A 14,626-nucleotide genomic window follows, 5' to 3' on the forward strand; every position below is an offset into this window, starting at 1 on the left:
TCTTCCGAAATGCAGTCAAACCAAAATTCAGTAATTGCCATTAACTTTGGCTGGTCAACAGAAATCAGAAATGTCGCGTCAAACCATTCAATCCCTTACTGTATTTTCTGCATTGCTCATAATCAGTGTAGTGTTCACACAGATTTACTGGGTAAAACAAGCTTTGGATCTGAGGCACCGTCAGTTTAACCAGAATGCACATATTGCTTTACAGGATGTAGCAGGAAAACTGGCAAAAGTGAATGGTGTAATGCAAACGACAAATCCCGTTGAACAACTATCTCCCGAATATTTCCTGGTTAATACAAACGCAACCACACAACCCGATTTGCTGGAACTTTTCATGAAAGACAGTTTTCAGAAGCACAATCTGATCACTGATTTTGAAATTGGAATTTACGATTGTACTACAAACCGGATGCGTTTCGGTATGTCGCTGAGCACAAAAAACAACGATAAGACACCAACAAAGACTACCAATTGGATTAAAACAGATAAGTATCCTTATTATTTTGGCGTACGTTTTCCGGAGCAGGAAACTTACTTTGCCGGCAGCATTACGGGTGCAATCTGGTCGTCTATTCTCGTATTGGTAGCGGTTTCTTTTTTTGCTTATGCACTGTTTATTATCCTGAGGCAAAAGCAATTATCAGAAGTGCAGCGGGATTTTGTTAATAATATGACTCACGAACTTCAGACACCGATTTCTACGATCCGGATAGCGGCTGATGTTTTAAATTCTGAAAGTATCCTTACCCAGCCGGTACGTTACAAAAGATATGTCAGGATTGTTCAGGAAGAAATTCTGAGACTGCAGGGACAGGTTGAGATGGTGCTTTCCATGGCAAAAGCAGAGCGTAATGCGTTGATCTTAAAAGAAGAAACCATTCATGCAGATGAGGTAATTGAAAGCCTGCTTATTCCGTTTGATGATAAAATCCAGTTTCTCAGGAAAGCTGAAAATTCGATTATTAAAGCGGATCCTTTTCATTTCAGATGCATGATTACCAATCTGATCGATAATGCATTAAAATATTCTGACGATGTTCCAAAAGTGATTGTTACTACCCAGAACAGGAATAATAACCTCATTATATCCGTTCAGGATCAGGGAATTGGCATCGCTCCGGAATATCAAAAAAAGATATTTAACCAGTTTTTCCGTATTCCTTACGGAGATGTGCATAATGTGAAGGGTTTTGGAATTGGCCTGAGTTACGTTAAACAAATCGTGCGTGCGCATCACTGGCTTCTGGAGTTACAAAGTGAACTGGGAAAAGGAAGTACATTCAAAATTACAATACCGCAAAATATAAACGCGGCATAATATTTTGGCAAATCCGCCGGATGGCTTTTTTACCATCCATCGAATTGTAAACAATACGGTAAATTGTATAATACGAAATAAAATTTATAAGAAATCAGCACTACTAAACCGACATCAATTGAAAAAGAAAATACTTTATGTAGAAGACGATCCGAACCTTGCGTTTGCAACCATGGATAATCTGGAACAGTATGATTATGAGATTGTCCATGCACAGGATGGGGTAGAAGCGCTCGATATTTTTGGTAAAGAACACTTCGATATTTGTGTGCTCGACATCATGCTTCCTAAAATGGATGGTTTTACACTGGCAGAAAATATCAGAAAATCAGACGGCCAGGTTCCCATACTTTTTCTCACCGCGCGGGCTTTGCAGGAAGATAAAATAAAAGGCCTCCAGTTAGGTGCGGATGATTACATTACCAAACCTTTCAGCATTGAAGAACTCAGGCTTCGGATCGATGTATTTTTGCGCCGCAGCAAATCGGATAAACAGCCTGTACAAGCAAAATCTGATTTTAGTAAAATAGGTAATTATTCGTTTGATTTTCAGAAGCTTACACTATCAATCAATGAAAGTTCACAGAACCTTACATTCCGTGAGGCAGAAGTGTTAAAATACCTCGCTGACCGTCCTGATCAGGTAATCCGGCGTGATGATCTTTTGAAGGCTATCTGGGGTGATGATGACTATTTTATGGGCCGAAGCCTGGATGTTTTTATATCAAGATTAAGAAAATATTTGTCGTCAGATGCTGATATTAAAATTGATAATGTTCATGGTGTCGGCTTCAGAATGAGGTGGTAATAAGCACTTTTTATAAAATTTATCTTGTTTTTATTTGCGTTCAAAAAAATAAACACGCATATTTGCACCCTCATTTGGAAAAATAGTAAGTCATGGCTAAGATTTGTCAAATAACTGGTAAAAGAACTCGTGTTGGAAATAATGTTTCCCACGCTAATAATAAAACAAAACGTAAATTCTTCCCGAATTTGCAAAAGAAACGTTTCTTTCTTCCTTCAACAGGAGAATGGATTACGCTTAAAGTTGCTACTTCTGCACTTCGTACTATCAATAAAAATGGTGTCGAAGCTACCATACAAAAGGCATACGAAAAAGGAACGCTTACGTTCTAAAAATTCGGATACTTTACTGAAAGGACTTCTCTCATTCGGGAAGTCCTTTTTTTCGTGTGAAAAAGGCTCCATAAATTAATACAAGCCCGCTCAACGAGATTATTTTGCATGATCACAAAAAATATCGTTTTTCTGCTTCTTGGCTCTAATCTGGGGGAGCGCTTGCAAGTCTTGCGGTCTGCCGTTGAATTGATTGAGGAACAGATCGGTCAGATTAAGAGCGCATCTTCTGTATATGAAACTGCTCCCTGGGGCGTTTTGGATCAGCCGGCTTTTTTAAATCAGGTCATTGAGCTTCAAACAGTTTTGGATCCGGAAGAAGTGCTTCGGATTATCCTGGCAATTGAGCAAGAACTGGGACGGGTGCGTTACGAACGCTGGGGTGCCCGGGTTATAGACATTGATATATTATATTTTCAGGATTTAATTTTGGATAGTGCGCGGCTTACAATTCCACATCCGCGCCTGCACGAACGCCGCTTCACTCTGGCTCCATTGGCTGAAATTGCACCTGATTTTATCCATCCCGTTTTCCATAAAAGTTCTGCTCAGCTCCTTGCGGTATGCACTGATAACAGTGAAGTAAAATTATTTTCATGATATATTACTTTTAATTTACTGCCTTACAAATAGTTAATATCCCCGTTCATTTCCCAATACCATCAGTTCATCATTTTTTAGTTTCAGGCTATCTACTTTCTTGCTTGTTTTGCAGGAATGTTGAGTCCTTATTTAATTAATATTATAGTGAAATAGGGGTGTGCTTCCAATGGATTGTCAATACATTAGAAAAATTCAATTTACGCCACACAAAAAATGAGCTATGATCAATAAAGTACAGAAGAAATGGCTGGGCATTTTACTGTTATGTATCAGCATGACTGCAAATGCGCAAAACAAGCAGACGGTAAGCGGATTTGTTAAGGACATGTCAAATGGCGAAGGGCTCATTGGCGTATCAGTATATGTTCGTGAAGCCGAAACCGGCGTCGTTACCAATCCTTACGGGTTTTATTCAATCACACTTCCTGCTGGTTCTTATACGTTGGTTTACAGCTATATTGGCTATCAGAAAATGACGCGCGAAGTCGGACTGGATGCTGATAAAACGGTTAGTATTGAAATGGCAGCCGAGAGTAATGAGCTGGCCGAAGTGACTATTTCTACTAAAAAGGATGATGAAAATGTAAGAGGCATTGAAATGTCCGTCAATAAGGTGGAAATGAAAACCATTAAAAAAATGCCGGCTTTATTGGGAGAAGTGGATTTGATCCGGAGTATCCAATTGCTGCCAGGTGTTACAACAGTGGGTGAAGGAGCATCGGGATTTAACGTCAGAGGAGGAGATATTTCTCAAAATCTGGTACTGCTCGATGAAGCCCCGGTTTACAATTCGTCCCATTTATTTGGTTTTTTCTCTGTTTTTAACCCGGATGCGGTAAAAGATGTTAAGCTGATCAAGGGTGGAATTCCTGCACAATATGGCGGACGGATTTCTTCTATTCTTGATGTGAGAATGAAAGAAGGAAATGCCAAGAAACGCGAAATCAATGGCGGAATCGGTTCTATATTTTCCCGGTTAACTTATGAACAACCTTTTGCAGATGGAAAAGGATCGTTTATCGTTGCCGGAAGGAGATCCTATATTGATATTCTTGCCAAACCTTTTCTCAATAAAGACCTGCGGGATTCAAAATTTAATTTTTATGACCTTACTGCAAAGGTAAATTATCGTTTGGGTGATAAAGACACATTTTTTGCTTCCGGATATTTCGGTAAGGATGTTTTTGGTGGTGGTGATTTTGGTTTTGGCTGGGGCAATGCAACGGCTACCGGACGCTGGAACCATATTTTTTCCAATAAACTGTTCATGAACCTGACTGGTTTTTACAGTAATTACGATTATTCTTTGGGTCAGAACCAAAATGACCCAAATGCAAAGGACCGGTTCGATTGGAAATCTAAAATTATCAGTACCAGTGTAAAACCAGATTTTACCTATTACCTCACACCCAACAATCAGCTGACATTCGGAGGGCAATATCTTCATTACGATTCACGGCCTGGAAAAGCAATTGCCGTATCAGAAGGTGAAAATACGGACATTAGCCTTGAACCAAGATATGCTGACGAATCGGCCTTGTATATTGGCAATGAGCAAAAACTGACTGACAAAATCTCTCTTCAATATGGTATCCGTTATTCCTACTTCCGTAGCCTTGGCCCCGGAACGGAATATAATTATCAGGAAGTAAAAACGGGGGAACGTAAATTGCCAATTTATCCCGGAACAGAATATAAGAAAGGCGAACTGATGAAATCGTATGGAAACTGGGAGCCGCGTTTTTCTGCCAATTTCAGTTTGTCATCAAGTGCTTCCATCAAAGCCAGTTACAACCGGATGACCCAGTATCTGCATTTACTTTCCAATACCGCAGCAAGTTCACCTCTGGATGTATGGACATTAAGTTCTGTAAATATCCGCCCTGAAAAAGCAGATCAGGTAGCATTGGGCTGGTTCCAGAATTTTAAAGACAATATGTATGAGGCTTCCGTGGAGGTTTATTACAAAAAACTGTATAATCAGATTGATTATGTACCGGGTTCAGATCTTCTTTTGAACCAGTTTGTTGCGGGAGATTTACTGTTCGGAAAAGGAAGAACATATGGAGCTGAATTTTATCTGAAAAAGAATAAAGGAAAGTTAACTGGCTGGGTAAGTTATACCTTGTCAAGAACAGAGCGGCTGGTTGAAACGATCAATAATAATGACTGGTTTCCGGCTCGTTTTGACAAACCGCACAACTTTACATCCGTAGCGATTTATGAGCTGAGAAAAAGATTAACGCTTTCAGCAAACTTTACAATTGCAACAGGTACGCCTGCCACTTTCCCTACCAACCGTTACGATGCGTTGGGCTTTGTGATTGGTAACAATTATAATGGAGCACGTAATAACAGCCGCATACCCTCATATCACCGCCTGGATCTGGCAGCGACATTGAAATCAAAAAGGAAGTTGTTTGGCACAGGAGAAGGTGAATGGGTGTTTTCAGTTTATAATGTTTACAACCGTCGTAATCCTTTTTCTGTATACACGCGTGCCAATGAAGATACACCTCTTAAAACAGAGGCCGTACGTTATTCTGTTATCGGAAGTTTTATTCCTGCTGTTACTTACAACTTTAAGTTCTGAAAATTAGCCTGATGAAAAATATCAAAACAATCTCCATCATAAAAAGAGCAATTTTTAGCTCTTTAATTTTCCTCATTTTCATCAGCCTTACAGGTTGTGAGGATGTAATTGATCTGAAATCGGCAACCGGTCCGACCCAACTGGTAGTGGATGGCTGGATTACCAATCAGCCTGGTACGCAAACCATCCGTTTGACATGGTCAGCAAGTTATTTCGATAATAGTCCTGCCAAGCCGGTTTTGGGCGCAACGGTAACTGTTACAGATGATAAAGGTAAAATGTATGAATTTAAAGATGCAGCCAATAATGGCAAATATATCTGGGGAAGTTCACTGAACGATACATTGGGACATATTGGCCGTACCTATACTTTAAAAGTAGTAAATGCGGCAGATACCTACTCAGCCGTAAATGAAATCAAACGGGTACCAACAATTGATTCAATTGTTTACCAGCACGAAACCTATCCGTTTGAACCAGATAAAGGCCCTAAAAAAGGCTACATAGCGTCATTTTATGCAAGAGATTTTACCGGAGCGGGAGATACCTACTGGATCAAGCCGGTCATAAATGGCAAAGCAGTTGTGGACAAAGCTGTCTGGATTTCTATTGCTTATGACGCCGCATTCAGTGCCGGTGCACCTTCCGACGGATTGATTTTTATCCAGCCGATCCGCCAGTCAATTACAACAGATTCACTTTATTCAGCCGGAGCGGCGGTAGGGGCGGAATTGCACAGCATTACCAATGAAGCGTTTGAATATTTGAAACAAATACAGACACAGGCAGCTAACGGAGGCCTTTTTGCTGTACCTATTCAGAATGTTAAGTCTAACGTGGTAAACGCAAACCCGGCCGGAGAAAAAGCATTGGGCTATTTTGGTGCTTCGGCCGTAAGCAGAAAAGAAACTATTATCGATCCTGAAAAGGCAAGGCCGGAGGATTAATGAGAATATTGGTCATAATTATTAATACAAAAAAGTATGAGAGATCTTTTCATGCTTTTTTGTATTTTGAAGCAGTAATTAAAACATATCCGTGAAACAGCTATTCCTCTTTTTGTTATCAGTCAGTACAATTTCCCATGTTTCTGCTCAGAGCCGTCCCCGTGAGCTTGGAATAAAAATAGGTGTGTTGCCTACAGGAACTTTAAATGCCATTACAGATGTAGCCGGTGTAAAGGTTGGACAGATTACGCTGTCGGAAGGAGCAGATATCCGTACAGGTGTAACCGCAATCCTTCCGCATGAAGGCAATGTTTTTCAGCAAAAAGTACCTGCTGCCATCTATATTGGCAATGGATTTGGCAAACTGGCCGGTTACTCTCAGGTTGATGAGCTTGGAACATTGGAAACACCTATTATATTAACCAATACCCTTAATGTTCCAGCCGCCTCCGATGCGCTCATTGACTGGACTTTGGGCCAACAGGGAAATGAAAATGTACGATCCGTCAATCCGGTAGTAGGAGAAACCAATGATGGTTTCCTGAATGATATCCGTGGAAGGCACGTGAAAAAAGAACATGTCCTGAATGCGCTGGCACAAGCGCAAAGCGGACCGGTTGCAGAAGGTAATGTGGGTGCTGGTACAGGAACAGTATGTTTTAACTGGAAAGGCGGCATTGGTACTTCATCGAGAAAACTCCCATTGAAACTGGGCGGATATACAGTAGGCATATTAGTACAAACCAATTTTGGCGGTGTGTTAAAGATAAACGGAGTTCCTGTTGGTCAGGAACTTGGCAAATATGCTTTTAAAGAATCTTTAGATAAATCTTCCGACGGATCCTGTATGATGGTACTGGCGACGGATGCACCGCTGGACGCCAGAAATTTGAAACGGCTTGCAAAGCGGGTTATTATGGGGCTTGCCCAAACGGGAGGCATAGCTTCCAACGGCAGCGGTGACTATGTCATTGCGTTTTCAACAGCCAACCGGGTATTGCATGAAGCTGCTGAGTCTACATACACAGCTACTTATGTTCATAACGATTACATTTCTCCTCTTTTTTTAGCAGCGATCGAAGCAACTGAGGAAGCGATCATAAATTCTCTTTTAATGGCCAAAACAACTGTGGGTACGCAGGGCCATAAGGTTGAAGAATTGCCTAAGGATGCAGTGATGGAACTGATGAAAAAATACGGTCGGGTTTCCTCTAAATAGCACTTCCAAATCACCTTATGATTCAGTTTGTTATAAATTAAGGGCTATATATTTGGGATTGTAATATTTTACGTTAAAATTTGCGGTTTCATAAGGATGATTTTCAGATCGTGCAAACCAGAACCTTTATAAATCAGGCAATTACTTTATTGATGGCAGCCATGCTTTTGATGGTCGCCGGCGTAAGGTCATGGTCTGTAAATAATGGTGAGGTTCAAAAAAGATCCGTAAGCGGAAAAGTTATTTTTCATGATGTTTCGCAAAAAGATCAGGCTCCAGCATCAGATGATGGACAAGCAACGGTAAGTTCTCTGTCCATTGATGCCGTCATTACTCCGGCTATTTCATTCGATTTCTTCCAGTATTTTTATTTCCTTTCTCAGCCGGCCTGGAGTTTTATCCAAAAAGAGCCTGTTGCTGAGGTTGCTTTTACGGAGTCTTTCTTTTTGTTTACCTGTTTCAGCAGGGTCTTCGGAAGTTATATAGTCACCAACGCTCCCTGACATTAACTAATCATTTCAAAGTCAACAGAATAAAGTTAATAACAGTTTATCTGTTATAGCCGACATTCAACCAGTCAGAATATTATATACAAAATGGCTGTCCGGTAGTATACCTGCCCGGATCATTCTGATACACTTTCAGATTCGTTTCCATTTGAATATAATATCATAATAACCAGTCGTTTAAAGTTTCAAAAAATCATCCAAATTTTTACTAATACCAATGACCAATAAAAATGGAATATTAGGGCTGACCATTGTGCTCGCCCTTATCAGTGTCTATTACCTTTCTTTTACGTTCGTTTCGCGTAATATAATGGGTAAAGCAGAAACGTTTGCTACCGACTCACAGGGCAAAGTGAACCCTGCGAAAAAACAGTTATACATTGATTCACTATGGCGTGAAGACGTATATCTGGGACAAACTCTGCAGGAAGTAATGGAGCGTGAGTTGAGCCTTGGCCTTGATCTTCAGGGTGGTATGCACGTTGTACTGGAAGTATCTCCGGTTGATATCTTAAAAGGTATGGCTGGTGGAAACGCCCGCAGTGCTGCGTTTCAGAAAGCTTTGGCAAAAGCAGGCGAAGATAAAAAAGCAAGCAACAGTTCATTTGTCAATCTGTTTGTAAGTGCTTTTAAAGAAGCTGCGCCGAATACCAGTCTTGCAAGCGTTTTTTCAAACAGTGGAAACCGTGGCAAGATCAACAGCAATTCTTCTGACAATGACGTGAAGAAAATGCTTAACACGGAAATTAACGGATCTATCGAAAGAGCATTTCAGATTACACAGGCACGTATTGACAAGTTTGGTGTAACTAACCCTAATATTCAGCGCTTGCCTGGTAAAAACCAGATTTTGGTAGAACTTCCTGGTGTTGATAACCCGGAGCGTGTACGCCGCTTATTATCCGGTGCTGCAAAACTTGAATTTTCGGAAGTATATCTTACCAACGAACTGGCATCAGGTCTTGACCAGTTGGGTAAATACCTTACAAGAGAAGATGCAGCTCAAAAAGCGACTGCCAAACCTGTTGCAGCTGCGGCAGATACTACGAAAAAAACAGGCTTAGGTGGACTAGCCGCTCAGCTTGAAGAAAAAGGAGCAGATTCTACTAAAACAGACTCATCGGCCTTGGCAGCACAAAGTGCAGCATTAACAAGTCTTTTTGTTCCTATGCCACAAGGATTAGGCGTTTATCTGAAAGATACGGCCCGTGCAAGTGCAATTCTGAACCGTCCGGAAGTAAAATCTTTTTTCCCTGCTGACCTTGTGTTCATGTGGGACCGTAAAGGAACAGCTGATGTTAAAAACCAGTTGATCCTGCCTTTGTATTTTATTAAAAAGGCAAATGGGCAGGCTGCAATGGAAGGTGATGTGATTGTAGATGCTACACATGATTATGATGACCGTGGCCGTCCGGAAGTAACCATGCGTATGAACGGAGAAGGGGCGCGTAAATGGCGTACACTGACTGCGAGAAGTATTGGCCGGCCGGTTGCAATTATTATTGATAACCTGGTTTATACCGCTCCGACTGTACAGGGCGAAATACCAAACGGTAACTCAAGCATTACAGGTAATTTTACAGTAGAAGAAACGAAGGATATGTCTAACGTTTTGAAAGCGGGTAAATTACCGGCTCCTACTCATATAGTGGAAGAAGCAGTAGTAGGTTCAACACTGGGTGCTGAAGCAATTCGTGACGGAGTAGTATCTTCTATGATTGGTCTGGTAATCGTTTTGGTGTTTATGTTTGCTTATTATAGCAAAGCAGGATGGATTGCTGACGTTGCTTTATTAATCAACCTGTTTTTCCTGATGGGAATTATGGCTTCTCTGGGAGCGGTTCTTACGCTTTCGGGTATTGCAGGTATCGTGTTGACGATCGGTATGGCGGTGGATGCGAACGTATTGATTTATGAAGGTATAAAAGTTGAAATAGAGGCAGGAAAGGCTTTCCGCCAAGCAGTAACGGATGGTTTTAAACACTCACTGACAGCAATTATTGACTCCAACGTAACTACACTTCTGACTGGTATTATTCTGTATACTTTTGGGACCGGTTTGGTGAAGGGTTTCGCAACAACACTTATTATTGGTTTAATTACTTCGTTGTTCTCCGCTATTTTCATCACACGCTTGCTTCTTGAAGCTCAGATTAAGAAAGGAAAAACATTCACTTTTTATTCTGCACTGACCAAAAACTGGTTTAAAGATAATTCCTTCGATTTCGTATCGCAGCGCCGTACTTTTTACATCGTTTCTACCATTATTATGGTGATCGGGGTAGGGTCGTTCATCTTTAAAGGATTTGGACTGGGTATTGACTTCAAAGGTGGACGTTCTTATGTAGTGCGTTTTGACAAAGATGTTGAAACGGACGATCTCCGCGCTGCAATGAAAACGGTTCTTGGATCAAGTCCTGAAATCAAGACTTACGGGGGAGCTGATCAGGTTAAAATTACAACTGATTACCTGATTGAAGATACCAAGCCTGATGCCGATCTGAAAGCAGATACAAAAATAATGGAAGGAGTTGCCAGGCTTACCGGCAATCCTGGTAAAATCGTAAGTTCTTCAAAAGTAGGTCCTACTATTGCCTACGATACGATGATATCGGCGGTTTATGCCATTATCCTTGCGTTGGTAGCCAACTTTGCGTATATATTTATACGTTTCAAACGCCTGGCATTCAGTTATGGTGCAGTTGTTTCACTGGGCCATGACGTAATTATTATCCTTGCTATCTATTCTTTATTCAATGGCTGGATCCCTTACATTTCTCTTGACATTGACCAGGCGTTCATTGGTGCGATTCTTACCATGATCGGTTATTCTATGAATGATACTGTTGTAATTTATGACCGTATCCGTGATTACCTGGCAGATGATAAAGCAAGGAATGAAAGCCTTCCTACTGTAATCAACAATGCTTTGAACAGTACATTAAGCCGTACTGCTGTAACTGGTATTTCAGTTATGCTGGTACTACTTGTACTGATCATTTTTGGTGGAGAAGTGCTTCGCGGGTTTACATTCTGTATGTTGCTTGGTGTAATTGTTGGTACTTATTCTTCACTTTTCGTTGCCGCACCGATCGTAGTTGATTTATTGCAGCGCGAAAAGAGAAAACAGCCGGTTGCGGTAGTTACAGACACTACTTCACCTTCTGCCCTGAGTAAGAAGATTAAAGCGTAATATTTTAAAGGATAAAAAGGGGAAAGTGCTTTACTTTCCCCTTTTTTATTCTGCGATCTCGTATACTTAACAAATTTTATTTTAGTTTTAGGGAATAATGATAAAACAAATACAATAAAAGACTCTCTATGGCAAATCAACTTTGGGTTAAAAAACCATTATCTAAACTTTTACAGGAGTCCTCCGGAGAAGGTAATCAGTTAAAACGAACGCTTGGGCCGGCAAGCCTTATGGCACTGGGAATTGGAGCTATTATTGGAGCAGGTTTATTTTCGATAACAGGTGGCGCTGCCGCTAACCAGGCAGGCCCGGCCATTACTATTTCATTCATCGTTGCTGCTTTGGGTTGTGCTTTTGCGGGTTTATGCTATGCTGAATTTGCTTCAATGATACCGGTAGCAGGAAGTGCCTATACCTATTCTTATGCAACAATGGGAGAGTTTGTTGCCTGGATCATAGGTTGGGATTTAGTTTTAGAATACGCAGTTGGTGCTGCCACTGTTAGTATTAGCTGGAGCCGGTATTTAGTCAAGTTTTGTGAAGGATTTGATGTTCATTTACCAACAGCCTTAACAGTAGGTCCCTGGGACGGAGGTTATGTTAATCTTCCGGCAGTATTCATTGTAATACTTATGAGCTTGTTATTGATGAAAGGCACAGAGGAAAGTGCTAAAGTAAATGCCGTTATTGTAGGAGTTAAAGTAACAGTAGTACTTATCTTTATTTTTCTGGGCTGGCAATATATTGACAGCAGCAACTATATTCCTTATATCCCTGATAACACAGGAACCTTTGGAGAATACGGGTTTAGTGGGATTGTGCGTGCGGCGGCAATTGTATTCTTTGCTTACATAGGCTTTGATGCAGTGAGTACGGCCGCTCAGGAAGCTAAAAATCCTAAAAAGGACATGCCTATTGGTATTCTTGGTTCATTGATAATCTGCACAATACTTTACATACTGTTTGCACATGTAATGACCGGAGTAACTAATTATACTTCCTTCAAAGGTCAGGACGGGATTGCACCGGTTGCTGTTGCAATTGAACATATGGGAACAACAGACGCTTCTGGTGCTCTTCATCCGGATTATCCATGGTTGAACCGTGCTATTATTGTAGCTATCTTGGGTGGGTATGCATCTGTGATCCTGGTAATGTTGCTGGGCCAGAGCAGGGTATTTTTTAGTATGAGTAAAGACGGTTTACTTCCAAAAATATTCTCAAGTGTTCATCCAAAATTCCAGACACCGGTAAGAAGCAATTTCATGTTCATGCTGTTTGTGAGCTTGTTCTCAGCATTTGTTCCTGCCCGCGTTGTAGGGGAAATGACCAGTATCGGTACATTATTCGCTTTTATCCTGGTATGTATAGGTATCATTGTGATGAGAAAACAAATGCCTGAAGTTCCCCGTGCCTTCAAAACTCCATGGGTACCATTTATCCCGATTTTAGGAGTAGGTACATGTTTTTTCATGATGGCATTTTTACCTCTTGATACCTGGATAAGATTATTTGTCTGGATGATTTTGGGGTTAGACGTTTATTTGTGGTACGGAATTAAAAACAGCTTTTTATCTGATGGAAAATCCTCTTCGATATACAACGGCCGCAAGGTAGCGGGCTGGACAGGAATTGTTCTTTCAATTGTTCTTGGAGCGATCGCCATTATACATCATTCCTTGACGGAAGGTGAAGTTGGTTTGTTTTACTTCTCTATCATTTTCTCTGTTGCTCACGTTGTAATTTATGGGATAGCACAGTTTAAAAAGGAAAGTATTTAAAGAGACGGTAACTTATAAAAAGCAAAAAAACTTCCCAGCCAGGAAGTTTTTTTGCTTTTACAGTTTGAAAGCCAATTGCCGAAAGCCAACAGCCAGTAGCTTAAATCAAATTCTTGCCAATACTCTTTCTGAAACTGTTTGCCCGATAGAGAGCGAAGAAGTAGCAGCAGGTGAAGGTGCATTGCAAATGTTGATCGCTCCTTTGTTTTCTATAATTGAAAAATCATCAAGCAAGCCTCCGTCATAGTCGCAAGCCTGAGCACGTACTCCGGCACCACCAGAAACCAGATCTTCACTTTGTATTTCAGGGATCAGTTCCTGTAAAGCTTTGGTAAAAGCTGCTTTCGAAAATGAACGGTAATATTCCCCCATTCCGGTTTTCCAGTATTTGGCGGCAACCTTCCTGAAACCCGGCCAGGCAAGAGCCTCAAATAATTCAGGGAAATTGATGTCTGTTTTTTTATAACCTTCACGCTGAAATGCAAATACAGCATTAGGCCCTGCTTCTACACCACCTTCTATCATGCGTGTAAAATGAACGCCAAGAAATGGGAAATTAGGGTCAGGAACGGGGTAAATGAGATTTTTTACCAGATGATGTTTCTCCGGACGAATTTTATAATATTCTCCGCGAAAAGGAATAATACGGACTTTGATATTTTCCGGCTGTGTAAGCTGAGCGACTTTATCAGAATATAACCCGGCACAATTCACAATCAGGCGTGTTTCAAATATTTTACCACTTGCGGAAACTACCTCGGAATGTGTATTCCGGTTTTTAATATCAATTACTTTTTCGCCAAACCGTATCTCACCATCCAGTTTTTGAATGCACTCTGCATATTTTTCGGATACCGCTTTGTAATCAATAATACCCGTATATGGTACCCAGATTCCTTCAAGCCCTTTTACGTGCGGCTCAATTTCGCGAAGTTCCCCGCCAGAGATCATTCTGTTCTTTACCAGGCCATTTTGCATTCCTCGCTCATAAAGATTGCGGAGTAATGGCTTTTGCTCTTCATTGGTTGCAACCACTACTTTACCGCATAAATCGTACGGAACATTTTCACGATCGCAAAAATCAAGCAGCATCTGATAACCACGGATACAATTTGTTGCTTTCAGGCTACCCGGCTTGTAATACAGCCCCGAATGAATAACGCCGCTATTATGCCCAGTCTGGTGTTTTGCTACTTCATTTTCCTTTTCAAGCAGCAGAAGTTTTAAGGAAGGCCTTTCTTCTTTGATACGGAGAGCTGTGGCCAGGCCTACAATTCCGCCGCCGATGATTATGATATCGTACATGGGTTCAAG

Annotated in this window: 11 protein-coding genes; 10 read left to right on the top strand and 1 reads right to left on the bottom strand. The window is 41.0% G+C overall.

The window, feature by feature from the left end; genetic code table 11:
- The first annotated feature begins 70 nt into the window (after window positions 1-70).
- The 10 genes from KZC02_RS16900 (at window position 71) to KZC02_RS16945 (ending at window position 13,312) form a co-directional block, all read left to right on the top strand.
- Window positions 71-1,327 (top strand): sensor histidine kinase KdpD, encoded by a 1,257-nt coding sequence (locus KZC02_RS16900; protein WP_221389788.1) that lies wholly within the window; start codon window positions 71-73, stop codon window positions 1,325-1,327.
- A 118-nt stretch (window positions 1,328-1,445) separates the two neighbouring features.
- Window positions 1,446-2,135: a response regulator transcription factor gene (locus KZC02_RS16905; RefSeq protein ID WP_221389789.1), complete on the top strand. Its 690-nt coding sequence runs from the start codon at window positions 1,446-1,448 to the stop codon at window positions 2,133-2,135.
- A gap of 92 nt (window positions 2,136-2,227) precedes the next feature.
- Entirely contained in the window at window positions 2,228-2,467 is a 240-nt protein-coding gene (gene rpmB, locus KZC02_RS16910) for a 50S ribosomal protein L28 (RefSeq protein ID WP_221389790.1), read from the top strand.
- A 108-nt stretch (window positions 2,468-2,575) separates the two neighbouring features.
- Entirely contained in the window at window positions 2,576-3,067 is a 492-nt protein-coding gene (folK, locus tag KZC02_RS16915) for a 2-amino-4-hydroxy-6-hydroxymethyldihydropteridine diphosphokinase (RefSeq protein ID WP_221389791.1), read from the top strand.
- A 223-nt stretch (window positions 3,068-3,290) separates the two neighbouring features.
- Window positions 3,291-5,663: a TonB-dependent receptor gene (locus KZC02_RS16920; RefSeq protein WP_221389792.1), complete on the top strand. Its 2,373-nt coding sequence runs from the start codon at window positions 3,291-3,293 to the stop codon at window positions 5,661-5,663.
- An 11-nt stretch (window positions 5,664-5,674) separates the two neighbouring features.
- Entirely contained in the window at window positions 5,675-6,610 is a 936-nt protein-coding gene (locus KZC02_RS16925; protein WP_221389793.1) for a DUF4249 domain-containing protein, read from the top strand.
- Window positions 6,611-6,701: 91 nt separating this feature from the next.
- Window positions 6,702-7,829 (top strand): P1 family peptidase, encoded by a 1,128-nt coding sequence (locus KZC02_RS16930; protein WP_221389794.1) that lies wholly within the window; start codon window positions 6,702-6,704, stop codon window positions 7,827-7,829.
- Window positions 7,830-7,939: 110 nt separating this feature from the next.
- Window positions 7,940-8,332: a hypothetical protein gene (locus KZC02_RS16935; protein WP_229253642.1), complete on the top strand. Its 393-nt coding sequence runs from the start codon at window positions 7,940-7,942 to the stop codon at window positions 8,330-8,332.
- Between the two features lie 223 nt (window positions 8,333-8,555).
- A complete protein-coding gene (gene secDF / locus KZC02_RS16940; protein ID WP_221389795.1) occupies window positions 8,556-11,531 on the top strand; it encodes a protein translocase subunit SecDF in 2,976 nt (991 codons plus the stop codon).
- A 128-nt stretch (window positions 11,532-11,659) separates the two neighbouring features.
- Window positions 11,660-13,312, top strand: a complete 1,653-nt coding sequence (locus KZC02_RS16945) for an amino acid permease (protein WP_221389796.1) — start codon at window positions 11,660-11,662, stop codon at window positions 13,310-13,312.
- A 105-nt stretch (window positions 13,313-13,417) separates the two neighbouring features.
- On the opposite strand, the gene lhgO is transcribed toward KZC02_RS16945, so the two are convergent.
- The gene (lhgO, locus tag KZC02_RS16950) at window positions 13,418-14,617 is read right to left on the bottom strand and encodes an L-2-hydroxyglutarate oxidase (protein ID WP_221389797.1); all 1,200 of its coding nucleotides are present in this window, start codon (window positions 14,615-14,617) and stop codon (window positions 13,418-13,420) included.
- Between the last annotated feature and the right edge of the window lie 9 nt (window positions 14,618-14,626).

The sequence above is a fragment of the Dyadobacter sp. NIV53 genome, assembly GCF_019711195.1.
Classification (GTDB): Bacteria; Bacteroidota; Bacteroidia; order Cytophagales; family Spirosomataceae; genus Dyadobacter.